18 protein-coding genes are annotated in these 23,541 nt (G+C 53.2%); 4 read left to right on the forward strand and 14 right to left on the reverse strand.

The window, feature by feature from the left end; all coding sequences use genetic code 11:
* Window positions 1-69 precede the first annotated feature (69 nt).
* Window positions 70-498, reverse strand: a complete 429-nt coding sequence (locus ACI7RC_RS21385) for a DUF2935 domain-containing protein (protein WP_408110223.1) — start codon at window positions 496-498, stop codon at window positions 70-72.
* A 182-nt stretch (window positions 499-680) separates the two neighbouring features.
* Here ACI7RC_RS21385 and ACI7RC_RS21390 point away from each other — a divergent pair, with 182 nt between their 5' ends.
* Window positions 681-2,381: a pyruvate oxidase gene (locus tag ACI7RC_RS21390; RefSeq protein ID WP_408110224.1), complete on the forward strand. Its 1,701-nt coding sequence runs from the start codon at window positions 681-683 to the stop codon at window positions 2,379-2,381.
* A 74-nt stretch (window positions 2,382-2,455) separates the two neighbouring features.
* On the opposite strand, the gene allC is transcribed toward ACI7RC_RS21390, so the two are convergent.
* Both allC and ACI7RC_RS21400 read right to left on the reverse strand, forming a co-directional pair.
* The gene (allC, locus tag ACI7RC_RS21395) at window positions 2,456-3,688 is read right to left on the reverse strand and encodes an allantoate deiminase (RefSeq protein WP_408110225.1); all 1,233 of its coding nucleotides are present in this window, start codon (window positions 3,686-3,688) and stop codon (window positions 2,456-2,458) included.
* Window positions 3,689-3,904: 216 nt separating this feature from the next.
* Window positions 3,905-5,596 carry a PucR family transcriptional regulator gene (locus tag ACI7RC_RS21400; protein ID WP_408110226.1) on the reverse strand — a complete coding sequence of 564 codons (1,692 nt, stop codon included), beginning with the start codon at window positions 5,594-5,596 and terminating at the stop codon, window positions 3,905-3,907.
* Between the two features lie 289 nt (window positions 5,597-5,885).
* On the opposite strand from ACI7RC_RS21400, the gene ACI7RC_RS21405 reads away from it, so the two are divergent.
* From ACI7RC_RS21405 to ACI7RC_RS21415, 3 genes are read left to right on the forward strand one after another with little or no spacing between them, the layout of a single operon-like run.
* The gene (locus ACI7RC_RS21405) at window positions 5,886-7,289 is read left to right on the forward strand and encodes an NCS1 family transporter (protein WP_408110227.1); all 1,404 of its coding nucleotides are present in this window, start codon (window positions 5,886-5,888) and stop codon (window positions 7,287-7,289) included.
* Between the two features lie 15 nt (window positions 7,290-7,304).
* Window positions 7,305-8,693: an allantoinase AllB gene (allB, locus tag ACI7RC_RS21410; protein ID WP_408110228.1), complete on the forward strand. Its 1,389-nt coding sequence runs from the start codon at window positions 7,305-7,307 to the stop codon at window positions 8,691-8,693.
* Window positions 8,694-8,714: 21 nt separating this feature from the next.
* Window positions 8,715-10,049: an allantoinase gene (locus ACI7RC_RS21415; RefSeq protein ID WP_408110229.1), complete on the forward strand. Its 1,335-nt coding sequence runs from the start codon at window positions 8,715-8,717 to the stop codon at window positions 10,047-10,049.
* 78 nt (window positions 10,050-10,127) lie between these two features.
* Here the strand turns inward: ACI7RC_RS21415 and ACI7RC_RS21420 are convergent, their stop codons facing one another.
* The 11 genes from ACI7RC_RS21420 to ACI7RC_RS21470 all read right to left on the reverse strand — a co-directional run bounded on the left by ACI7RC_RS21420 (window position 10,128) and on the right by ACI7RC_RS21470 (window position 23,428).
* Window positions 10,128-11,384: an ArgE/DapE family deacylase gene (locus ACI7RC_RS21420; protein WP_408110230.1), complete on the reverse strand. Its 1,257-nt coding sequence runs from the start codon at window positions 11,382-11,384 to the stop codon at window positions 10,128-10,130.
* A 94-nt stretch (window positions 11,385-11,478) separates the two neighbouring features.
* Entirely contained in the window at window positions 11,479-12,246 is a 768-nt protein-coding gene (locus ACI7RC_RS21425) for an IclR family transcriptional regulator (protein ID WP_408110231.1), read from the reverse strand.
* Between the two features lie 86 nt (window positions 12,247-12,332).
* Window positions 12,333-13,244, reverse strand: coding sequence for a sugar phosphate isomerase/epimerase family protein (locus ACI7RC_RS21430; protein WP_408110232.1), 912 nt, complete (start codon window positions 13,242-13,244; stop codon window positions 12,333-12,335).
* A gap of 80 nt (window positions 13,245-13,324) precedes the next feature.
* Window positions 13,325-15,055: a thiamine pyrophosphate-binding protein gene (locus ACI7RC_RS21435; protein WP_408110233.1), complete on the reverse strand. Its 1,731-nt coding sequence runs from the start codon at window positions 15,053-15,055 to the stop codon at window positions 13,325-13,327.
* A gap of 105 nt (window positions 15,056-15,160) precedes the next feature.
* On the reverse strand, window positions 15,161-16,114 hold the full coding sequence (locus ACI7RC_RS21440; protein ID WP_408110234.1) for a transketolase family protein: 954 nt from the start codon (window positions 16,112-16,114) through the stop codon (window positions 15,161-15,163).
* The gene (locus ACI7RC_RS21445; RefSeq protein ID WP_408110235.1) at window positions 16,115-16,939 is read right to left on the reverse strand and encodes a transketolase; all 825 of its coding nucleotides are present in this window, start codon (window positions 16,937-16,939) and stop codon (window positions 16,115-16,117) included. It abuts the gene before it with no gap.
* 287 nt (window positions 16,940-17,226) lie between these two features.
* Window positions 17,227-19,299: a thioredoxin domain-containing protein gene (locus ACI7RC_RS21450; protein ID WP_408110236.1), complete on the reverse strand. Its 2,073-nt coding sequence runs from the start codon at window positions 19,297-19,299 to the stop codon at window positions 17,227-17,229.
* Between the two features lie 597 nt (window positions 19,300-19,896).
* Window positions 19,897-20,883 carry an SPFH domain-containing protein gene (locus ACI7RC_RS21455; RefSeq protein WP_408110237.1) on the reverse strand — a complete coding sequence of 329 codons (987 nt, stop codon included), beginning with the start codon at window positions 20,881-20,883 and terminating at the stop codon, window positions 19,897-19,899.
* A 20-nt stretch (window positions 20,884-20,903) separates the two neighbouring features.
* Window positions 20,904-21,722, reverse strand: coding sequence for a TPM domain-containing protein (locus ACI7RC_RS21460; protein ID WP_408110238.1), 819 nt, complete (start codon window positions 21,720-21,722; stop codon window positions 20,904-20,906).
* Window positions 21,695-22,726, reverse strand: coding sequence for a TFIIB-type zinc ribbon-containing protein (locus tag ACI7RC_RS21465; protein WP_408110239.1), 1,032 nt, complete (start codon window positions 22,724-22,726; stop codon window positions 21,695-21,697). The genes ACI7RC_RS21460 and ACI7RC_RS21465 overlap by 28 nt, the downstream gene beginning before the upstream one ends.
* 27 nt (window positions 22,727-22,753) lie before the next feature.
* On the reverse strand, window positions 22,754-23,428 hold the full coding sequence (locus ACI7RC_RS21470; RefSeq protein WP_408110240.1) for a PspA/IM30 family protein: 675 nt from the start codon (window positions 23,426-23,428) through the stop codon (window positions 22,754-22,756).
* Window positions 23,429-23,541: the final 113 nt, after the last annotated feature.

Genomic DNA, 23,541 nt, shown 5'->3' on the forward strand with positions numbered 1-23,541 from the left:
AGCAGGACTTTTTTTAAACTGTCTACATTTAAGGTCACAGTTCAGGTCGGAACGGCAGGAGACTGCTGTTTAATAAGACTCTTTTTGGAGCACCGCCATGGCAATGCCGATAAAGTACTCCGATTCGCGGCGGATATGGTTGAGGACGGTAATCGCCGTCGGATTACTGCTTAGTGCTTTGCTCTCCTTCCCCAACTGATTCAGCAGTTGAACGAACTGCTCGCTTTGTTTCAGGGCAAAGCGAACCAGTTCCATAATTTGCCAGTAAACCGCGCGGCTGACATGTTTGGAGCGGACGACGAGTTCTATATAGCGGACGAACAAGGCTTGCGTTTGGGCCAGGGACTGCTCCCAAGTCTTCAGCGCCTCGACAAACGGCTGCTCCAGATCAGGCACCAATGCCCGGATGACATCGGTGTGTTCGCTTTCCTGAAGTTTCCAAAACTCTCCTTCGTCCAAAATTCTCAGCGGCATTTTCTCCTCGTAATAAAACTGCATACAGAAGCGATCCTCCTTTCTCTCTTTTCTTGATCAGTTTATTGCCGCCTGACTGGTTCGGTGCCTATCTTCCCGAATGGGTTCTCCCCTTTTTCATACCTGTTCATGAAGAAATCAACGGTTTCTTTTTCGAGATTTGCGAAAGACTACGGAGAGCATTTCTTTTGCGGAGGAGAGATCATATGTTTGGAAAATTGGCTGGAGAGGTCTTGGTCGAGCTGTTGATTGAATGGGGCGTGGACCACATCTACGGAATGCCGGGCGATTCGATCAATTCTTTGATCGAGCCGCTGCGCAAGGCTCAGGACAAGATCAAGTTCATTCAGGTGAGACACGAAGAAGCAGGCGCCCTCGCGGCGGCAGCCTACGCCAAGCTGACTGGCAAGCTGGGCGTCTGTATGGCGATCGCCGGACCCGGCGCGATCCATCTGTTAAACGGACTGTACGACGCCAAGCTGGACAGAGCCCCAGTGCTTGCGATCACCGGCCAGGTGGAGTCTGATTTGATCGGAACCGATTTCTTTCAAGAAGTGAACCTGGAGCGGATGTTTGACGACGTCGCCGTCTACAACCAGCGCATCATGTCCGCCGAACAGCTTCCGGCAGTCGTCAACCAAGCGATCAGAAGCGCCTACACCAAAAGAGGCGTCGCCGTCCTCACCGTTCCTGACGACATCCCCAAATTTGAAGTGAAAGGCGAAGCCCGCCGGACCAGTACGTTTTTCTCCAAGCCGGTCATCCTTCCCCAGTTGATGGATCTGATGCAAGCCAAGCAAGTCCTGGAGAAGGCGAAGAAACCCGTGATTCTCGCCGGACGCGGAGCCAGAGGGACCAGGGACAACCTGCTGGCTTTTGCCGAGAAAATCGCAGCCCCGATCATCCTGTCTCTGCCTGGCAAGGGAGTGGTTCCAGACGACCATCCGCTCTGCCTGGGCGGTTTGGGACTGATCGGCACGCGGCCCGCCCAGGAAGCGATGCAGGAAGCAGATACCTTGTTGATGGTCGGCACTTCTTATCCCTTTACGGGCTATCTGCCGGAACGGGCCATGACCATCCAAGTCGATACCGATCCCGCTCAGATCGGAAAGAGGTATCCGGTCGACATCGGGCTGACAGGAGACGCCAACAAGGTACTGCGCTGGCTGACCAATGAGATCAACCCGAAAAAAGACCGGGAGTTTCTGGAACGCTGCCAGCAAAGTCTGCATCAGTGGTGGGCCAGAATGGATGATGTCGCCCAAAACGACGAGGTGCCAATCAAGCCCCAGCGCGTCATTCAGGAGCTGCAGAAGGTATTGGCTGACGATGCCGTCCTGTCCGTTGATGTCGGAAATGTGACTGTTTGGGTGGCGCGCCACCTGAAGATGACCAACCAGCAAATGGTCATCTCCAGTTGGCTGGCGACGCTCGGCTGCGGCCTCCCGGGAGCGATCGCCGGAAAGATCGCCTATCCGGACAGGCAGGTGATCGCCGTCTGCGGAGATGGCGGGTTTGCGATGACGATGAGCGATTTTCTTACCGCGGTCAAGTACAAGCTTCCGATCATCGTCGTGGTGTTAAACAACCACAAGATCGCAATGATCAAGTTTGAGCAGGAGGTCATGGGCAACCTCGAATACGCCACCGATCTGCACAACCCCGACTTCGCCAAGTACGCCGACATCTGCGGCGGGGTCGGCATCCGGGTAGAATATCCGGATCAGATACTCCCTGCGCTGCAGCAGGCTGTCACCCTTGGCAAACCGTGTATCGTCGATGTTGTCGTCGACGCCAACGAAGCGCCAATGCCGGCAAAGGTGACCTTTGGGCAGGCGGCAGGGTATGCCCGACACTTGTTAAAAGAGTTGTTCGAGGAAGGAAAAGTAAAAATGCCTCCCCTCTAAGAAAAACTCCCCCGCACCCAACTGCACGGTTGGATGCGGGGGAACCCACCTACACCGGTCAAAAGAAGCCGCTTCTACTCTTGATAAGCCAATTCGTACAGCGTGCCGATCAGGGATTTTAACCCCTCAGCCAGATCGCGAGGTTCGGTGAATTCAGCAGGATTGTGGCTCACTCCGTCACGGCTGGGAACAAAAATCATCGCTGTCGGAATGTAAGGGGCCAAAATTTGCGAATCGTGTCCGGCTCCACTGTGCATCAGCTTGTAATTCAGCCCTTGCTGTTCGCATTGTCTCCTGATGACCTCCACGATTCTGGCGTCCATCGGGACTGGACAGGCGTCCATCCACTTGTCAACGGCAAGTCCCACCTCTCTTTCGTCAGCGATTGCCTGAAGCGAGTCCGTGATCTCTGCGCAAAACCGGGCAAGCGCTTCTTTGTCTGGGTGACGGATGTCCAGCGTAAACAGAGCGTGGCCGGGAACGACATTGGCAACACTCGGTTTCACTTCTATCTTGCCGATCGTCGCCACCAGCGGATCGCCGTAATCAAGGGCCCGCCTGTAAATGTCCAAAATCATCAGACTGGCGGCATGCAACGCGTCACGACGATAGCCCATTGGCGTCGTTCCGGCGTGGTTCGCCTGCCCGCTTACTTCTACCTTGTATCTGCACTGGCCGACAATGCCGGTGACAACGCCGATCGACCTCTTCTCCTTCTCCAGCACACTTCCCTGTTCGACATGAACCTCGACGAACGCCTTGATATCCCGGCGCATGCCCGCTGACTCGCGGGGGAAATCAAAGCCGCATGTTTTCATCGCCGAAGCGAAACACGCGCCGTCAAAGCCGGTTATCCCCTCGACCTCCTCGCGCTTTGCCGTGCCGACGATGTTCTTGGCTCCCCAAAAGGTGTAAGGAAACCTGCTTCCTTCCTCTTCCGCAATAGAGACGACCTGCAGATTGCGCAAGGGCTCACCGTACTTTTCTTTCAGGTATTTGACAGCCATGAGAGCGGCGATAATGCCGTACTGTCCGTCGTACAAGCCTCCGTTGCACACGGTATCTACATGCGAACCAGTCAACACCGTCTCGTTCCCATACCTGCTGCCTCTAAGGCCGCCGAACAGGTTGCCTATTTCATCAAAATACGTGTCGAATCCTTCCTGTATCATCCAGCTCTCTAATGCCTTTTGGGCATCAAGCCATTCCTTGGTATAGAGGAGTCGGGTGACGCCTCCTTCCGGGTCCCTTCCGTAAGCCCCGAGCCACTCCAGCATTTGCACGATCTCTTTCTCTAAATCCACCATCCTCTTGTTCCTTTCCTCGATTGATTGTCGTACTCGCATCCAGTAGCGATCATCTCAGTACAGTGGTTGTATTGTATTCAAGGGTAAACGCTTTTTTCCCGGGAGTCATTGACAGCAGAGGATAAAACTCCTGGCCATTCTTTATCCATGGAAGGAAAAAAGACGGGACATTCACCCGTCTTCACACCAATTTTATACAGAATATTCAGAATAGATTTAGCGGATTTTTCCTGTTTTATCTAGCAAGTACAAAATTTTCAACCCCACACGCACAGCGAACATCTCTTCCGGATCGTCAAAATCCATTCCCGTCATTTCTTTTATGCGCTCCAGGCGGTACATCACGGTTTTGTAGTGAACAAACAGCTCTAGGGAAGCTTTGGTCGCGTTTTGATTGTGCTGGAGAAAAACCTCAAGCGTACGCAGCAGTTCATGCTTCATCGCATTTTTGCTTTCGGCCAACTTGTTTAACGAAGGCGGGATAAAAGCTGCCAGAGCCGCAGGATCGGGGAACTGGCATAAAATGCGGTACAAGCCTAACTCCGAATAAGCGGTGACCGATTCGCAGCCGTGCAGTGTGCCACCCAGCTCCAGCGCATGCTGGGCCTGCACGTAGCTGTCCGCGATCTCCAGCGCCGACTCCGCTATGTTGCCAATTCCAACCTGCACGACTGAATGCGGTGCCTTGCGCTTTACACATTTCCGGATATCTCTGGCTTTCTCCTTGACCGGCGACAACCAGCCCCTCGCTTTCCTTTCGCAATCGTCTGCCGGCAAAAGAACGATGATGGTGTCACTGCGGCTGCGCATAATGCCCTCCGGAAAACGGTCGCGGATCGCATCCTGCAGGTACGTGCTGGTTTTGCTGAGATATCGGTGAGAGTCCCCCGGCTTGGGCAGTTCGCGGTCACTGCTGAACAATTTCTCTTCATTAATCTGAAACAGCATCACGGCATAGGCTCGTTTCAAATCCCATCCGATCATCTCCGCCCGCTGGTAAATCAATTCCGCGTTCTGGACCTTGCCCGCAAGCAGGTCGTCTATAATGTCATTCTCGAATTTCCGTACAACCTCCGAAACGGCGAACTGCTTAACCAGTTCCAGGGACAAGGCCGTAGCTGCGCTTTCAATCGCAATGAAGTCGAGCTCTTCCAGAGGCTTATTCACTTCCGATACGACGAGATATGCTTTGATGTGATTAACGGTATGGATCGGAACCACCACCTGTTCCAGTTCCTCTGTCCTTCCAGCCGCACTCGCGGATTGAATCTTGACCCAGTAATAGGGAAACTTGGTATCCACCGCCTTCTCCCGAGCTTCGTTCCGTACTTTTTCTCCTACCGGCTCCGTATATCCGGAACTGGCGGAAATGCACGTCCGATGGCGGTCATAGACGGCGACCGGGTTTCCGATCAATTCCTCCAAGGTCGAAGCAATCGCCTCCAGCCCTGCATCATTCAGAGACAGCGCGGTGAACCGGTCATGGACCGTTCTGTAATAACTAAGCTTGACGACCTGGGTATTGAAGAGTTTTTGCATAACGGGGTAAAGCACGTCCACATAGGGGACGTCCTCCGGAATTTGAATGACAGGCAGGGAAATTCTCTCACCTGTTTCAATGATCGTATGCGGAATGCTTGTGACAAACCGCTGATGCTTGATCAGAATTGCGCTCACCTTCTTCTCGCCGAGGCGAAGAACAAAATTTCGATTCTCATCATCGGTGAACGAGCGGATCGCATACAAGCTCGTCAACAGCATTTCTCCGCCCCTCAGCCAATCGGCGATGTCGGGAGCTTCCATGATCGTAATGCCCTTGACGACATTCGCCAGCCCTGCGGTTCCCGCAACCACAACCGCATGACGCAGCCGTTCCATCCGGAGCAGATGCTCCACCCTTACTTCCATCACATTCGCCTCCTTCTATTCAGTGACTGCGCAAGTCATGTTTCACACAAAGGGATGATAAGATATGGTAAACCCGTGAATCTCCTTCGTCAATCCTGCATGGCGCTGCACATTCCCCGCCTTCCTGGTGCGATCGGACTCCTTTTATAAGTCTATAGCTGATTTTGCATAAAATCGGGATGCGAATATTATCCATCTTAGCCAATGACATCCCATTTGAAAGTGATTACGCTTTTTGTAAGCGTTAACAGGGATCCAGAAACAAGGATAAAAAGGAGTTGGTCACGAAATGTCAGTACATTTGGAAGATTCCATCCAATCCGAGTCGCTGCCCCACCAGCCGGCGGCCCTGGATGAATCGCTGAAGCCGAAAACGGAGGGCGGCAGGACGGTAGGCCCGATATCCTATTTTTTTATGTGGCTTGGAGATGGCGTGAATCTGGGCAACATGACGCTCGGTGCCAGCATGGTGGTAGCGGGAACTGCAACGCTAAACCTCATCCAGACATTCGCCGCCGCGATTATCGCCATTGGCATCATCTCCGTTGTGTTTGCGCTCAATGACCGTCTTGGTTACAGAACGGGAATACCGTACGTCGTCCAGCTCAGAATGTCCTTCGGATTCAAGGGCTCTGTCGTATCGTCGCTGATGCGAGGCATCCCGGCCATCATCTGGTACGGCTTTCAAAGCTGGATCGGCGGCACAGCCCTCAATGAAATTGCCAAAGTCGCAACGGGCGGTTCCTTTGACAGTGTGGCCACTTGCTTTGTCGTGCTGCAGCTGGTGCAAATCGCCCTTTCGTTGTACGGCTTCCACGCCATCAAGTGGGTCGAGATCCTTGCTTCTGTTGTCATTATATTGGCGCTTGTCTACGTATTTGGCGTTCTTCTGACATCCCACGGAGCCGCGATCACCGAAAACTGGGTGAATGCGAAAGGTACCTGGGGGCTTCCGTTCTTCGGATTCATCGTGATGTTTTTAGGCAATTATGCGGCGATCTTCTTGAGCGCAGCCGATTATTCAAGAGAACTGAAATCGGGTGTGAGCGATGCAAAACGCGGGTTTTTGTACTTTTCACCTATCTTCTTGGCGTACGGATTCGTCCTGACGATCGGTGCCATGCTTGCTTCTGCTACCGGGATATCCAACCCGGTAAAGGCATTCGCGATCGTGGTGGACAATGCATATATCACGGTAGGCGTATCTGCCTTTATCGTCATCGGTGCGATCGCCGTAAACATGGTTGCCAATATTGTTCCGCCGGCCTACGTCATTACCTTGCTTACAAAACTGAAGTATAAGCCTGCGGTGACGATAACCGGATTGCTCGCGATCGGCTCTTTCCCCTGGGTGCTCGTGCAAGATTCTTCAGCGCAAGGGCTTGGCTTGTTCATCCTGATCTACTCCGCCTTCTTAGGCCCAATCATCTCCATTTTGCTGGTTGAGTACTATCTTTTAAGAAAACAACAAGTGAATATCGCCGAGCTGTACAGAGAAGACGGCCCTTTCGCCGGATATAATCCGTGCGCGCTGCTCGCGATGTTCATCGGTGCCGGTGCGGCGTTTATCGTCGTGGAGCTGGCTTGGCTTGTCGGCGTATTCGTCGCTGGCATTGCCTATTACCTGCTGATGAAGTATGCATGGAAAGATTCTCCCTTCAAAAAGGGGACGATATTTGACCAATCGATGTGAACAAGGAGCGAGAATATGAGATACGATCTGATTGTCAAAAGCGGCAAAGTCGTCTTCGGCGACGAGGTCAGAGTCGCAGATATAGCTATAAGCGGCGGAGTGATCTCCGCCATTGCGGAATCCATCGACGAGCCTGCCAGGCAGATCGTCAATGCGGAAGGCCAATATGTCATGCCCGGCATGATTGACACCCATGTGCATATATGCGAGCCCGGACGTACCGAATGGGAAGGCTTCCTCAGCGGAACCAAGGCTCTCGCAGCGGGCGGTACGACCTCTTACGTCGATATGCCGCTGAATGCGCTGCCAGCGACCGTCGATAAGGCAGCGCTTCATCTCAAAATTCAGGCAGCAAAAGGCAAAAACTATGTCGACTACGCCCTGTATGGCGGCCTTGTCCCCGGAAACCTGGGCAAATTGGCAGAGTTGGCCGAGGAAGGCGTCGTCGCCTTCAAGTGCTTCATGTCTACCTGCGGGTCCGATATTCCAAACGATTTCAAGAATGTAGACAACTACACGCTTTACAACGGGATGAAAAAACTGGCTGAGCTAGGGGCCATCCTCTCCATCCATGCCGAGGATGCCAACCTGACAGACCGCCTCGGCGAAGAAATGGTGAAACAAGGCAAGACCACTGCCGCCGACTACGTGAACTCACGCCCCGTATTCGCCGAGGTCGAAGCCGTTAAACGAGCGCTTTACTTCGGAAAAAAAACGGGCTGCAAGCTGCACTTTGTTCACATCAGCTCAGCTGAAGCGGTTGAAGAAATCGTGAAAGCTCGCGAGGAGGGTCAGGATGTTACGCTGGAATCATGTCCTCACTACTTTACGATGACAACGGACGATTTTGAGCGAATCGGGCCGGTTGCCAAATGCGCTCCCCCGCTCCGCAGCGATGAAGAGCAAGCCAAGCTGTGGGATACATTGCTTGAAGGCAAGATCGACATGCTGACCTCTGATCATTCCCCCTGTCCCCCTGAGATGAAGCACAGCTCGTCAAACAACATCTTTGAAGTATGGGGCGGCATTACCGGCTGTCAAAACAATGTTGATCTGATGTTCGACGAAGCCGTTCGGAAGCGCGGTCTCCCCGTAACCGATTTCGTGCGGATGATCGCTGCCAATCCAGCCAAGCGCTTTGGCCTCTCGCAAAAAGGAGAGATCGCCGTGTCCAAGGATGCAGATCTCATTCTCGTAGACGACACCCAGTCCTATGCCGTCGCGAAGGAAGATTTGTATTATCGTCATCAGCACAGCCCCTATATTGGAAGAACCATCCATTGCCGAGTCACCAAAACTTTTGTGCGCGGCCATCTTGTCTTCGATCTCTATCAAGGTATCGTCGGCAAGCCGATCGGCCAATGGATCACCAACAACAAAGCCGTATCTGCCAGAAAATTATGACCAATCGAAAGGAGACAGGCAATGCGTCATCACGATCTGATTATCCGAAATGGCACCATTGTAACGGCAGAGTTTACCGCCCAAGCGGACATCGGGATTCAGGGCGGGAAGATAAACGAAGTGGCGATCGGCAAGCGGCTTGAATCTAGAGCCCCGAGTGAAATCAACGCGACAGGATTGCACGTATTTCCCGGTTTGATCGATACACATGTTCATTTTAACGAACCGGGACGCACACAATGGGAGGGTCTTGAGACCGGAAGCAGGAGCCTGGCGGCCGGCGGTGTCACTTCGTTCTTTGACATGCCGCTGAACAATACTCCGCCGACGGTCACGAAAGAAAATCTGGATCTGAAGCGGGTGCTTGCCGAACAAAAGTCCATCGTCAACCCTTATTACTGGGGAGGCCTGGTACCGGAGCATATCGGGAATCTGAAAGAATTGCACGAAGCCGGTGTCATCGGCTTCAAAGCATTTATGTCCCCCAGCGGTATTGCCGACTTTCAACATGTTGACGATGTCAGCCTCTTTACAGGCATGGTAGAAATCGCTTCCCTCAACTCCTTGCTGGCCGTTCACGCGGAGAGCACCGTCATCTGCGATCAGTTGGCCGCGGACAAACGCAGCCGGAACCAAACTTCGGCCAGAGACTTTGCAGATTCCAGGCCGATCCTGTCGGAAATCGAAGCGGTTCACAGGGTAATCTCCTATGCGGAAGCAACCGGCTGCAGAGTCCACGTCGTTCACGCGAGCAGCCGGAAGGTGGTAGAGGTCATCCAGGATGCCAAGGAGCGGGGAGTTGATGTATCCGTCGAAACCTGCCCCCACTACTTGTCGCTGACAGTCGCCGATCTGGAACGCATGGGCGGCATCGCCAAATGCTGCCCGCCGCTCAGGGACGAGCGGGAAGTCGAACAATTGTGGGCTGCTGTCGTCAACGGCCAAATCGACATCATCGCCTCCGACCACTCCCCTGCCCCGCCTTCGATGAAGGAAGTGAAGAATGGCGATTACTTTACAGCCTGGGGCGGCATTTCGGGCGCTCAGTCGACACTCAATATCATGCTGACAGAAGGACACTTCAAACGCGGCTTGCCGCTGGAGCAAATCGTCGTTTTGACGTCTGCCAATCCCGCCAAGCTGTTTGGCCTTTATCCGCAAAAGGGAACCATTGCCGCAGGCAGCGATGCCGATCTGGCTATTGTCAACCTGAAGGAAAGCTTTGAACTGAGGCGGGAAGACCTGTTCTATCGCCACAAGCAGTCGCCGTACGTCGGCAGAACGTTCCAAGGAAAAGTCGTGACGACGATCGTGAACGGGAGTGTCGTCTTCCAGAACGACAGCATATTGATATAAGCTTTTCGTTGACCGTGAAGAAGGACCTGGCGGCTGTCACTGCCGGGTCCTTCTTTTGTGTCGGCACTTCAAGTATCCTTATGCGGGTTTCTTCAACAGATCGTACAGAGTCAGGGCAACGATTTTGGTCGCTTTGATCAAATCGTCGACTCTTACATGTTCGTCTGCACGGTGGCCATTGGCTTCTTCAAGCGTCCGCGGACCAGCGCCAAACATGACGACAGGAATGCCGGCTTCGGCAAACAGTCTGGCGTCCGCGTACAGCGGTACCCCGTGGATCTCCGGCTCGCCTTCCATGACTTCCTTCCAGTTAGCGCAAAGTGTCCGCACAAGCAGTGAATCTTCCGGAACAGGGCCGTAGCTGTTGGCCAGGAGAATGCGTTCAATCTCCACGGTTATGCCCGGGTAACTGCCGGCCGCATTCTCGACCAATTGGCGAATCTCTGCTTCCACCTGTTCCCCGTTCTCCTCCGGAATCAGCCTGCGGTCTAGGCGGATGACGCATTGGTCGGGAACGACGTTCGTGTTAATCCCGCCTGAGATCAAGCCTACGACCAGGGAGGGCGACTTTATTCCTGCCACCTGTGAACGAACCTGACCAAGCGTCCGGCGGTATCCGTACAGCGCCTGCAGAACACCGGTCATCGCTTCCAGCGCGTCGTGTCCTGTCTCGGGGAGGGCGGCATGGGCAGACTTGCCTTTGACCCGGATTTCCAGATGCAAGCAGCCGTTATGTGCGTTTACGATTGAATGCGTGAAGCCTGCCGCTATGGCAAGATCAGGACGGATATAGCCATTATCCAGCAGCCACTTGGGACCGACCAGCCCTCCCGCCTCTTCGTCAAAGGTAAACGCCAGCGACACTTTGCCGCTCAACTGATCGGCGTATTTGCGCAGCGCCATGACGGCAAAGGTATACGTACCGATATCCGACTTCGATACGGCGGCACCCCGACCGTAGAGCTTGCCGTCGACAATTTCGCCGCCGTACGGATCATGCGTCCATCCGAGGCCCGGCGCAACGACATCCCCGTGAGCGTTAAGCGCGATATCGACACCCGCTCCGCTGCCGAACACAGTCGTCGACAGCACGTTGGACACTTTAAGCATGCCGTTCGCCTTCACTTCTTCCTCTGCCACTTCCAAAAGTGCCGTGTCATGAAATTGCAATTCCCTTAATTTTCGTTCAATAAAGTCCGCGATCGCCAAGCAATCGCCCGGCGGATTATCCGATGGAATCGCCACCAGTTCCTGAACAAATTGGACAAGCCGCTCCTGCTCGGAATCGATCCATTCGAGAATCTCCTGTTTTGCCTGATCATCGACCAATCTCAACCCTCATCACCCTTTTCGATATTTTTTGTAAAGTGCTTCCACCTGTTGAAGCTGAATGGCCCGTCAGCTAATTTTTACTCCCGGCACTATACAGCTATTCCCGGTATCCGAGTCTCGCCGAGATCTTTTTGCCAATCGAGATCATGACATCCTTTAATTGGTCGAACTTCTCCATCGTCATTCTGGTTGTCGGTCCGGAGACACTGACGGCGGCGGCCACTTTGCCTGTTCGATCAAAAATCGGAGCGGAAATGCAGGAGATGCTAAGTTCGTTCTCCTCCAAATCCAGCGCGTACCCTTGGGTTCTAATCTGGTTTAACTGTTGGTACAGCGTTTCCTTATCCGTAATGGTATAAATGGTATGCGGCTCCAGGGCGTGGTCTTCGAGAATTTTTGACACTTCGGAAGGCGGCAGATAGGCCAGAATGACTTTACCGACAGAGGTGCAATGCATCGGGGCTCTTGATCCGACCTTCGAATGCATGCGAAGCGTTTCATTGCCTTCCAGCTTCTCGATATACACAACCTCGCCCCGGTCATACACGACAAGGTGAATCACCTCATTGGTAAACTGTGACAATTCTTCCAAGTACATCTTCGCCTCTGTGCGCAAATCAATCGAATCCAGCAGACTCGAGCTCAGCTCCAGCACCTTGTAGCCCAGCTTGTATCGCTCTGTTCCGGCATCCTGCTCGACATAACCATGCTTGACGAAGGTAGACAGCATCCGGTAGACGGACGTCTTATTCAAATCCATCTCTTTGGATATTTCCGTTACGCCGCATCCCTCTCGCTTAGAAGCCAGAATATCCAGAATTTTCAAGGCGCGATCGACCGATTGTACGATGTTATCGTTTGCCATATGTGAGACACCTCAGCGTTTCTATTAGTTGAGATTGACAAGTATCCATCATCTTACTATATCCCACATTGGCAAAAATTCCAACTTTACAGCTTCTTCCACGCCTGCATCAAGGTGCGCTTGGATTGGGCCACGACAATATCCGGCGATTCGTCTCCGACTGGCTTCACTTCGAAAGCGACGACGTTGGAGGAGCCTTCCCCGATGTAGCCGATGTCCAGCAGCACCTTCAAATATTCGACCAGCTCGTCAATGTCATTCTCGCCGCCCGGGTAGCCAAAACGCGGGTGTGTATCGCCAAAGGCGGGATCAGAGGGATCTTTCACGCAGCAATTGCCGATATGGGCGTGATTCATGTAATCCCTGGCCGTGAACAGCGCATCGCGGGAACTTTCGCGCTGCATCGGCAGATGGCTGAGGTCAAGCATCAGGCCAAAGGTCGGATCGTTTTTTCTTACTTCCTGCGCTACCTCAACCGCCAAACGGTTCGGACCGATCAGGCATTTCTTGTCTGTTTCGTCGTCGAACGTCTCCAGGGAGAGCACCAGATCGCCCTTGCTTCTCGCATAGCGGGCAAGCTCGTTCAAGGAGTCGACCAGAAGCTGGACAGCCTTCTCTTCGTTTTGGGACGGTTTGGGTCCGCTGAGCAATCCGAGCTTGCCTGCGTTCATTTCATACGCCTGATCGATCGCCCCCTTGACCAGTTCAATCGCAGACCGGCGCTTCTCTTCGTCGAAGGAATTCAAATCGCCCTTGTTTCGAAGCAGCACAGGTTGCGCTCCAAAGCCGACCGTCATCCGGCCGGATTCCAGCATCCGGGCTGCCAGCTTCCGCTGCTTCGGATCATTCACCTGGGTAATCTCAATGGCGGAGAAAAAATCATCGGTGATGATTTTGTGAATGGTTTCTGCGATAGGGCCGTCTCCGGCCATCGTCTGCGGATAAGCCATAAAATGAACAATCCCAATTTGCATGTAATCGTGAATAGTGCCTCTCATCGTGTAAGGACGCTCCTTTGTTACCCTGTCCTTCCCGCTGAAGGGGGACAGTATTTAGTCTGGGGGTGGGACCTGACTGCCTAATGGATCGAATAGTCTACCGTAGAAAGTCTGCCGTTGAAGGAGAAGCCGCAAACGGCTTCCGGATCCACAACAACCTCGATCAGGTACGGTTTGTTGAGGGAAAAACCGCGCTCAAGCGCCGGTTTGATGTCCTTCCAGTCGGTGACCAGTTCTCCGCGAACGCCCATCCCTTCGGCTGTTTTTACAAAGTCGATGCCTCGCTCGTCATTGTTGCAAAGCTCGTTTTTGTAGATCAGGTCAGTAGAGATGCGGCGCTCGTCATACCACCAGTTTTGCTGCTGGCGAATCAAGCCGTACAAGGAGTTGTTCAGGACGAACACGATGATCGGAATGTTGTATTTTGCCGCTGTCGCAAGATCCTGCAGCGACATGCCCAAGCTTCCGTCTCCGACGATATTGACGCTTTGGCGTTCCGGGAATGCCAGCTTCGCCGCCATGGCAGCTCCCAGGCCCCAGCCCATCGTCCCCGCCCCGCCCGTGATCAGATAGGTGCGCGGCTCATACACCTCGAACAATTGGCATGACCAGATTTGGCTGATCCCGCAATCGTGGCTCACGAAGGCATCGCGCTCCAAATACTCGCGAAGCTCTCGCAAAGCGCGCTGCGGTTTGATCGGGACCGAATCAAAATCCGTTTTGCGGGCAAGCCGATGGCGCTCCTCCGTCAAGTCAAGCGGTTTGATTTCCAGAGCATTGGCAGTAGCCACCTCCTGGTTGAGCGCTTTTACGGTATCCGTCAGCTTTCTCATGAACGATTTGACGTCCGCCACGACACCGTGCTCCGTCTCGAGATATTTGCCGATTTGTTTTTTGTCCAGATTGACGTGTACGATTTTCGTATTGTGCTTGAACTCTTCAAAATTGCCGATGCTGCGATCGCCGAAGCGTCCGCCGAGGTTAATCACGAGATCCGCTTCAAGTACTGTCTTGTTGCCAAGCGGCGTGTTCAGCATCGTACCCATGCGTCCGGCGAACAGGGGATGGTCGTTGGGAAACGTATCGATCCCCATCACGGAGGTTACAACCGGGATTTGCAGTGTTTCCGCAAGCTCCTTCAGTTCGGCATGGGCATCGGCCAGGTTGACGCCGCCGCCGGAGATAAGAACCGGTTTCTTCGCTTCGCGAAGCATCTCGATCGTGATGGCGATATCTTCGTCGGCAGCCTGGGGAAGCTCGGCAGAGACGCTGGTCAATTCGTCCAGATCGACTTCCACTACCGTTTTTTGGACATCGACGCACAAGTCGACAAGTACCGGACCCATCTTCCCGGTCGTAGCCGTTTCCCACGCTTCATGGAACTTTTCCAACGCCGTCTGTGCATCGTTGATCAGATATGCGCCCTTCGTAACCGGCCTTGCGATTTCTGTGATGGCAACCTCCTGGAAAGACTGTGTGCCTACCAGGTGAGAAGCCACCTGACCGGTGAAGGCGATCATCGGGATAGAGTCCATATAGGCTCCGTACAAGCCTGTGATCATGTTCGTCCCCCCTGGTCCGGAAGTCGCCGCACAAACTCCCACTTTTCGCGTTACCCGGGAATAGGCATCCGCCATGAAAGCTCCTGTCTGCTCATGCCGGACGACAAATGCCCGGATATCCGTCAATTCGCGGATGGCGTCGTACAGAGGCAAAATCGCTACGCCCGGTACGCCGTAGATGTGCGCTACGCCCTTCTTCTGCAAGTAGAGCGCGATCGCTTCGGCAACTTGCAGCTTTTGCTTTGCCATTGTCGTCATTCCTCCTTTGATTGGTTCTTCTTGTTCACACGATTGTTCGTGCCGATCAGATCGGCAAACGTATGCGGTCCGCCTGCATTGCCGGGAAAAACGATGTCAAATCTCCCCTTGGATGCTCTCCTCAACCGTTTGGATGATATTGGCAGCCCTGAGGCCAAACCAATCCAGCAATTCATCCATTTTGCCGGATACGCCGAAGCGATCCCGCGTGCCAACGCGGCGCAGTCTGGTGGGCCGGTGTTCTGCCAGGACCTCCGCGACAGCACTGCCCAGACCGCCGATAATGGAGTGCTCCTCAGCCGTTACAACCAGTTTCGTCTTGTCCGCCGATCCTACGACAGCTTCTACGTCAATCGGTTTAATCGTATGGAAGTGAATCACCTCGGCGCTGATGCCTCGCTTCTTCAGCTCTTCTGCTGCAGGCAACACTTCGCTCAGCATCATGCCTGTGCTGAAGATCGAGACGTCACTGCCTTCGCGATAGCGGATCGCCTTGCCGATCTGGAACGGGTCCCCGGCTCCCGTCACGATTGGCACAGGCAGCTTGCCGACCCGCAAATAAACGGGACCCTGGCAGTTGTACGCGGCTTCCACCGCTTTCTCCATTTCGACTGTGTCGGCGGGAACGATCACGGTCATTCGCGGCAAGCTTCTCATCAGCGAAATATCCTCCAGCGGCAGATGCGTCGCCCCCTCCTGGGCAGCCGATGTGCCTGCGTTATGCCCGACGATCTTCACGTTGTTGTTGGCATAGCAGACAGAAATCCGCATCTGGTCGAAAGCGCGACCCGTCAAGAAATTGGCGTATGCATTGGCAAACGGCGTCTTGCCTCCCAGTGCCAATCCGGCTGCCGTTCCGACCAAATCACACTCGGAAATCCCGACGTTGAAGAAGCGGTCGGAAAACCTCTCCCTGAACAGATTGGTCATGTTCGATTTGGCGCAGTCCGCATCCAGAACAACGAGGTCTTGATGCCGCTCGCCTAACCGGATCAATGCTTGGCTGTATCCTTCGCGCGGGGCCTTTCGTGCAGCTGCTGCGATCGTCATCTACACCAACTCCTTCAAAGCGAATTCCAGTTCCTCCCGATTCGGAGCCAAGCCATGCCACTTATGCGTATTTTCCATATAAGAAATGCCTTTTCCCTTGACCGTGTTGGCCAGAATCGCCGTCGGCCTTCCTTTCGTCGCTTTCGCCTCGCGGAGGGCATCGTCGACTTCATTGAGGTTATGCCCGTCGATTTCCACCACATGCCAGCCGAATGACCTCCATTTGTCCGCCAGGTTGCCGACGCCTTTGACGTTTTCGACGTAATCGTCGAGCTGGATTTTATTCCAGTCGATGATGGCGCATACGTTGTCCAGACGGTAATGCGATGCTGTCATTGCCGCTTCCCAAACCTGTCCTTCCTGAAGCTCCCCATCCCCGATCATCACATAGGCCCGCTGGGTGGTCCCATTCAGCTTTGCTGCCAATGCGGCTCCGTTGGCTACCGACAGCCCCTGGCCGAGCGAGCCGGAGGAGATGTCTACTCCCGGACACTTCTCACTGCATGGGTGTCCGTGCAGACGGCCGTCAACCTGGCGGAACGTCAGCAGCTCCTCCGCCGGAAAAAATCCTCTCTCCGCCAATACGGAATAGTAAACCGGCGTACAATGCCCTTTCGACAGGAAGAAGTAGTCGCGGCCCTGCCATTTCGGGTTTTGCGGATCGACATTCATGTGCTCGAAGAACAGAACGGTCAAGATTTCGGCTGCCGACAAGGACCCTCCCGGATGACCGCTGCCCGCCTGATGGGTCATCCTGACGATGTGCCGGCGGATCGTCTTGGTCAGCTCGCCATAACGGGCCAGCTGTTCCGTTTGAAGTGCCATAGAATCCTCCCTCATTTGTTTGTTTCTTATTACGAAACAACGTTTCTAATTAGGTGTAAAAAAGAAGCAGCCCGACGGCTTTACATCTATCCTCCTTATTGTTTCTTATTAAGAAACGATATTTCTTATTTATTCTATATACTACCAGCTTATAACAAGAAACTCAATGTGTTTTTCGCACTAATTTTAGTTTTCTGATTTCTTTGCTCCCAGGTAAAGCCGATCATGCCAATCAAAAAGTCCCCGCCACCTGCTGTACAGCTGGTGACGGGGATCCGTTTAGACCATTAATCGGCAAGCAGTTGTTTTACCTGCTGCAGATCGGTAAGCGGAGCGCTGCAGGTAAAGTTTTCGCACACGTAGACAGCGGTTTTGCCGGCCTGCATCGTCTTCTCCTGGATCGCCGGGGCGATGTCTGCCAAGGTGTCGTTGTCGTTCGGGTCGTGGCAGGCGATCACGGCCAGTGGCTGGTAGCTGTCCCGCAAGGCAGCGCGAAGCTGCTTCACTTCTTCCGACCCGTGCTCTCCGGCGATCACGATCTCCCTTACCGGACCAGTGGCAAGCTGCAAAGCCATCAAGGAAAAGCTGTATCCTGGCGGATACTGCTCGATGCTTCCGGCGAATGCCTGCAGTAGCTGCTCGGCCCGCTCCTGATACTCCGTGCGGCCGGTCAGGTGGAATAGACGAAGCAGATTATACGCAGCGACACTGTTTCCCGACGGTGTGGCCCCGTCATAGATCTCCTTCGGCCGGGCGATGAGTGTTTCTCCATCGCTGCCGTAAAAGAACAGTCCGCCCGCTTGCGCATCCCAAAACAGCCGGAGCAGGTCGTCTGTCAATCGGACCGCATCCTGCAGATGCCGGGAATCCAGGGTGGCCTCGTACAGTTCCAACAGCCCCCAAACGAGAAACGCGTAATCGTCTGCGTAGCCAAGATGAGCCGCCTCGCCATCACGGTAACGAGCGAGCAACCGCCCATCCTGGCGGCTGAGCTTGCCCTGCACGAACTGGACCGCCCGCGCCGCCGCCTGCTCGTACTTGTCTTCTCCCAGCACCTGAGCTGCTTTGGCCAGGGCGGCAATCATCAGACCGTTCCATGCCGTCAGGATTTTATCGTCCTTGCCCGGATGAACGCGCTGTTCCCGAGCCGCGAACAGCCGTTCACGCGCGTCTGCCAAGAGCTGCCGCAGCTCCGGTTCGCCTTTGCCCAGCCGTTTTGCCGTCTCCGCAAAAGAATGCCGAATCAGATTGGGGATGCTGCTCCCTTCAAAATTGCCCGATTCCGTGATGTCGTAGGCAGCACAGTACAGCTCCCCGACCTCGCTGCCCAGCACATTGCGGATCTCTTCGGGAGTCCAGACGTAAAATTTGCCCTCTTCTCCCTCCGAATCGGCATCCTCCGCCGAGTAAAAACCGCCTTCCGGATCGGTCATGTCGCGCAGAACATACGTAAAGATCTCCCTCGCCACTTGGGCGTACAGCGGCCGCTTCGTCGCCTGGTAGGCTTCCAGATAGGTATAGGCCAACAGCGCATTGTCGTACAGCATCTTTTCAAAATGGGGAACGAGCCACTCCCGGTCGACCGAATAACGGGAAAATCCGTACCCCACGTGGTCGTAAATCCCGCCACGGTGCATGGCGGTAAGCGTCTGTTCCACCATCGCCAGGGCCTGTTCTTCGCCGGTCAGTTTCCAGTGGCGCAGCAAAAACAGGAGGTTGTGCGGCGTAGGGAACTTCGGCGCGTCGCCGAACCCGCCATCGCGGTGTTCAAACTGTTGGCGAAACAGCTGGTAGGCATGGGCCATCGTATCTTCCGTGAGTTCCCCATCGGCGTCCCCCGTCAGGTGCCCAGAGACTGCCTCTGTGATCCGCTCAACGATATGGGCTATTCGCTCCGGTTCTTTCTCCCAGAGCTCCGCTGCCTGATGCAGGATATCCATCAAGCCGGGTCTGCCCCACTTCGAGGCCTTGGGGAAATACGTTCCGGCGAAGAACGGCTGCTTCTGTGGCGTCATGATGATCGTCATCGGCCAGCCGCCATGTCCGGTCATCGCCTGACACACCGCCATGTAAATGTGGTCAATGTCCGGGCGTTCTTCGCGGTCTACTTTGATCGAGATGTAGTGCTGGTTTAGGAGGAATGCTACTTCTTCGTCTTCGAATGATTCGCGTTCCATGACGTGGCACCAGTGGCAGGTGGAGTAGCCGATAGATAGAAATATTGGCTTGTCTTCCTGTTTCGCTTTTTCAAAGGCTTCATCCGACCACGCATACCAATCGACTGGATTGTGGGCATGTTGTAATAAGTATGGTGATTTTTCCCGAATCAGACGGTTTGCATGTGTATGTTCTCTGCCCATATTGGAACCTCCTGCCAGTTTTCTATCCCTAAGTATACACAAAAATGCACGAGTATTTTCCTAATCTGGGCACCGTGATTTTTGTCGTGTGACTACCTCAATCATCAAAATGAACAAGGGGCTGCCAATGAAATGGAAGGGGATCAGGAAAACAATTCCGGACATTCGCAGCATTGATCGCCAATGCGTTTCCTCCGACCGCTCTCGCAGTTGACCTTTGGAAAATTTTCACGACGATGAATTGTTTTTTTCCAGCTCCCTTCACTCAGGCTTGCTCATAACTTATGAAGGGATGAAACAAGCAGTCGCGGTTAATGTCGGACATAATTTTCGTATTTTTCCCTCGCGGAATCGCAGTGGAGCATGGATAAACACAAGGAACCGATATTACCTGATCAGCAGAATATCCGATGTTTGGCAGTGAAAAGGAATGAGTCAGGTATTTCAGAGAGACATGGATAGGGGTGAAATTCTACAACTTTCCGATGAAGTAAAAAAAGCACTAACGGCTGAGGTTAGTGCGTTTGATCGAATACAGGGCTTACAGGATTATTATGCACCAATTTTATCCAAATGCATGTCTTCCGTGATCCTATTCTAACTCAGTTTCTGCCCGCAATTCGGACAGAAGTTGGCCCCTTCGTTTTTCGTGCCACAGTTTGGGCAGAAATTCGGCTTTTTCCCGCCAGCCGGTACTGAAGGAGCAGTAGTAGCATCCTCTGAAGGCTTTTGCGTTTGGCCGGCATTTATATTTTTCATCATTTCGTTGGCGATGTTCATCCCCATCATCATGCCTGCCATGTCTGAAGCGGCGCCGGCGCCTTTTACGTTGCCGGATGCCATACCGTCTGTCATCGCGACCTGCTGGTACTTTTGCAGATTGCCGATCATTTCGTAGGAGGCCGCCTGTGTAATCTTATCTTGAATTTCCTGCGGGTAATTGAAGCTCATCACGTGAAAACCTGTAATGGTCATGCCGATGTCCATCACTTGCATATCCAGATCTTCCCGAATGCCATTGGCAATATCCAGCGCATTTGCCTGCAGATTGAACATGTCCTTCCCTTCCTGGCTGATCCACTTCATGAGCAGCTGGTCCAGTACGGAAGTAATCCGGATTTTGACGTCCTCGACGAGATAGCTGTCTTTCACTCCGGCTACCTTGTCGATCAGCGTTACGTAATCGTTCACTTTAAAATTGAACGTGCCGTTCGCCCGAATGGGCAGGCCGCCCGGGAGTTGGGGAGTCGGGATCAGAACCGGACTCTGCGTCCCCCATTTGACGGTAAACTCCTTCGTATTGACGAATAAAACTTCCACCCGCATCCCGCTGTTAAAGCCAAATGTAAACCCCTTTAACGTGGATAAGAACGGAATGATCTCAGAGGCGATCTGGTACTCCCCTTCCTCCTCAAATATCCCCTCGATCTTGCCATTATGGATGAAAATCGCGTCTTGGCCGGAGCGGATGATTAACTTGCTGCCTTTTTTAATCTCCCGGTTGCTCCACTTCCAAAAAATCATATCGTCCCGAAACTCTTCCCATTCCACCACATTTGCAAATTGGTTTCCGAAAAACGACATTGTAAACCCATCCCTTCCGTTTAAAAAGATCCTCTGCTGCCGCTGTGCGAATGGCCGCCGCTGGTAGTCCCGCCGCCACCGCCCGAGCTGCTGTTCTTGTTTCTTTCAATCTTCTGTTTCGTTACCGTTGTGTGAAGATACTGATCTCGATGATCTAAAACCCCTGATGCAGCGGCGTCCTCGTAGGTGTGCCCATTGACTGTAACACGGCCACCGGATCGAATGGCCATCATGCCGACGACAATCCCTCCGATGAGCAATGAAACCGCCAATTGAAACCAACCGTTATAAAATAGGTTATCCGGGTTTATGCCTGGGCGGAAACCCATGTATTTGTCCGCGGTTTTCATATACGTTTCAAATGCAAGCATGTATTCGCCGCCGGTTAAATACGGGGTGATCTTGGTGCGGATCTTGTCAAGCCGCTCGTCATCGAGGTACGTCTTTGCTTTATAGAACCCGGCCAGATACACCTCTCTATTTTTCATGTCCAGCGTCAAAATAACTGCATTGCCATGGGGTTTATCGTATCCAAATGCGTGCTCGTCATAAAAATCTTCCGTCATTTTCTCCACATCGGCATTTGTAGTGTTTTGTGAAGTCAAAATGATCATGTCCGTTTCTTTTCGAGCACTGTATTCATTCGCCATCTCGTTCAAAAGATCATGCTCTTCCTGATTCAACAGGCCCGCTTCGTCATAAACCAACTGCTTCATTTCCGCTGCGGCAGCCTCACTCGCCTTCATTCCTAAGGGAAAGATGAGGGATACAGCGAAGCAGAGCAAGACCGCCAGGATCACACCGCTCCTATTCACCAAAATCCTCCCCCCATCATCCATGCGATCAGCTTTAGTGATAGGAAGGAGACGCCGGAAATGCCGGCAAACCAGCTTGCCACCCTCGCCTTGCTGATCGGAGGTTTGCCGACCACCTTGCCCGTCTGACCGTTCATGGCAAACGTATACTCCAATTTTCTGTAATCATAGTGCAGCACCCAGACTGGAAACAGCGTGTACTCCGTACGCTTGGATCGCGTATCGACGTGCTTGTTCGTATAATTCACCGTGGTATATTGTCCCATCGTAGACCGAATATACGAATCGATGTAATCGCTGATTTTTTCTTTCGCCCGCGGAAACAGCTCCTTGTCGTCGCAACTGTATTTTTCTGCGACGTAGCCGGCGAGATAGGCGGTTTTAAAGCTTTTTAGCTGATCGTAAGGAAACGGCTCCAATTTGTCCATCAGTCTGTCGTTCATTTTCTCCGAAGCATCGATGGGAACCTTGACAAAATTAAGGCGGATCTTCCGGTATACATCGAAATGCTGTGTTTCCGTAACCCGATAGTCCCCCTGCTCGTACGTTCTCACCCGCGTAGCGTGGGCCTGAACCTCAACCGCATTATCCAAATCATAGAGCCAGAAGGGGACGTACATCCCGGTTATCCCCTTGATCCGATCCGCCGTCATAAACCCTTTTGGCGTCAGGCGGCCATTCCTGCACCATTTCCGAAAAGCTTGCATCGCTTCTTCCTTGCTAATGGCAAAAGGGATGACCGACACCGGAGCCAGCTTCCCCGTCAACCGATCGCCAAGTACGACGACCGACCCGCAAAAACTGCAGGACGTTGCCGTCGTCTCAGCTTCGGTGATGATGACGGCTCCGCAGCTTTTACAATGGTACTCGATCGCCTCACCTTCTGAAAAAACGTTCTTCTCCAGAGGATCCGGCATCTGATCAATATTGTCATTTCTTCCGCAGCTATGACAGGATAGCATCCCTGTTTCACTGTCATAAACCATGTCGCTGCCGCAGTTCGGGCATTTGTAATCGATAATCTGCATGCGCTCACCTCTGTAGGAAAAAAACAGTTATTCCTTCTTTTTCATTTTTTCTTTGATCGCAGCCAACTCATCTTCGGCATTCGCGCTCGTACTTTTCTCAAATTGCGCGAACAACTCGTCAAAATCGTCCTTCGCTTCTGTCCGCAGCTCGGCAATCGCCATGGCTTCGTCATAGGCTCGGTTTACCTTCTCCTCCACAGCGTCGAACACAGCTTCTTTGCCGCCGCCAGACGAGCCGATGGAATTCAAGCTCTGCTGCGCCTTGGTCGCCGCTATCTTTCCCTTCAGCTTCGCACGCCGCTCCTCTAATTGTCCGATATCCGCTGCCAGCTTATCCTGGATTTGCTTCATGCTGGCGACGTTCGCAGAGGCTGCCTGATACGCGGCGTGCAGCTCAGCCTCTTTCTCTGCCAGCGCCGCTTTCTTGTCCAGGAACTTTCTGGCACTCTCGTCATCGCCGGCTTCCACGGCCTTCTCGGCATAACGCTGCAGCTTTCTGATCTCGGTCGTGCATTCATCCAGCGCTCTCTTCGCCCTTCTCTCCTCCGCCAGCATCGAGGCTGTTTCCGCTTTGACCTTGCCAAGATCGCTGTTCACGTTCCGCATGAAGTCGTCGATCGTCTTCTCCGGATCTTCGCTCTTATCTAGTAAAGCGTGAATATTGCTGGCCATCATCTCTCTAAACCTAGACAAGATTCCCATAAGGACCTCCCCGTAAAAATTAGCTCCTATAATAATACATCTATTAAGGGCAAAAGGATTCATTTTTTCAACTGTTCTCCCAGCTCAATGCCAGATATGTTCCGAATAACACT

It is taken from the genome of Brevibacillus sp. B_LB10_24 (assembly GCF_046036945.1).
Lineage (GTDB): Bacteria > Bacillota > Bacilli > Brevibacillales > Brevibacillaceae > Brevibacillus_C.

Excerpts from the sequence above, each read along its gene's own strand:
- ACI7RC_RS21385 (WP_408110223.1), bottom strand. The coding sequence starts at position 498 with ATGCAGTTTTATTACGAGGAGAAAATGCCGCTGAGAATTTTGGACGAA.
- ACI7RC_RS21390 (WP_408110224.1), top strand. The coding sequence starts at position 681 with ATGTTTGGAAAATTGGCTGGAGAGGTCTTGGTCGAGCTGTTGATTGAA.
- allC (WP_408110225.1), bottom strand. The coding sequence starts at position 3,688 with ATGGTGGATTTAGAGAAAGAGATCGTGCAAATGCTGGAGTGGCTCGGG.
- ACI7RC_RS21400 (WP_408110226.1), bottom strand. The coding sequence starts at position 5,596 with ATGGAAGTAAGGGTGGAGCATCTGCTCCGGATGGAACGGCTGCGTCAT.
- ACI7RC_RS21405 (WP_408110227.1), top strand. The coding sequence starts at position 5,886 with ATGTCAGTACATTTGGAAGATTCCATCCAATCCGAGTCGCTGCCCCAC.
- allB (WP_408110228.1), top strand. The coding sequence starts at position 7,305 with ATGAGATACGATCTGATTGTCAAAAGCGGCAAAGTCGTCTTCGGCGAC.
- ACI7RC_RS21415 (WP_408110229.1), top strand. The coding sequence starts at position 8,715 with ATGCGTCATCACGATCTGATTATCCGAAATGGCACCATTGTAACGGCA.
- ACI7RC_RS21425 (WP_408110231.1), bottom strand. The coding sequence starts at position 12,246 with ATGGCAAACGATAACATCGTACAATCGGTCGATCGCGCCTTGAAAATT.
- ACI7RC_RS21430 (WP_408110232.1), bottom strand. The coding sequence starts at position 13,244 with ATGAGAGGCACTATTCACGATTACATGCAAATTGGGATTGTTCATTTT.
- ACI7RC_RS21435 (WP_408110233.1), bottom strand. The coding sequence starts at position 15,055 with ATGGCAAAGCAAAAGCTGCAAGTTGCCGAAGCGATCGCGCTCTACTTG.
- ACI7RC_RS21440 (WP_408110234.1), bottom strand. The coding sequence starts at position 16,114 with ATGACGATCGCAGCAGCTGCACGAAAGGCCCCGCGCGAAGGATACAGC.
- ACI7RC_RS21445 (WP_408110235.1), bottom strand. The coding sequence starts at position 16,939 with ATGGCACTTCAAACGGAACAGCTGGCCCGTTATGGCGAGCTGACCAAG.
- ACI7RC_RS21450 (WP_408110236.1), bottom strand. The coding sequence starts at position 19,299 with ATGGGCAGAGAACATACACATGCAAACCGTCTGATTCGGGAAAAATCA.
- ACI7RC_RS21455 (WP_408110237.1), bottom strand. The coding sequence starts at position 20,883 with ATGTCGTTTTTCGGAAACCAATTTGCAAATGTGGTGGAATGGGAAGAG.
- ACI7RC_RS21460 (WP_408110238.1), bottom strand. The coding sequence starts at position 21,722 with ATGGATGATGGGGGGAGGATTTTGGTGAATAGGAGCGGTGTGATCCTG.
- ACI7RC_RS21465 (WP_408110239.1), bottom strand. The coding sequence starts at position 22,726 with ATGCAGATTATCGATTACAAATGCCCGAACTGCGGCAGCGACATGGTT.
- ACI7RC_RS21470 (WP_408110240.1), bottom strand. The coding sequence starts at position 23,428 with ATGGGAATCTTGTCTAGGTTTAGAGAGATGATGGCCAGCAATATTCAC.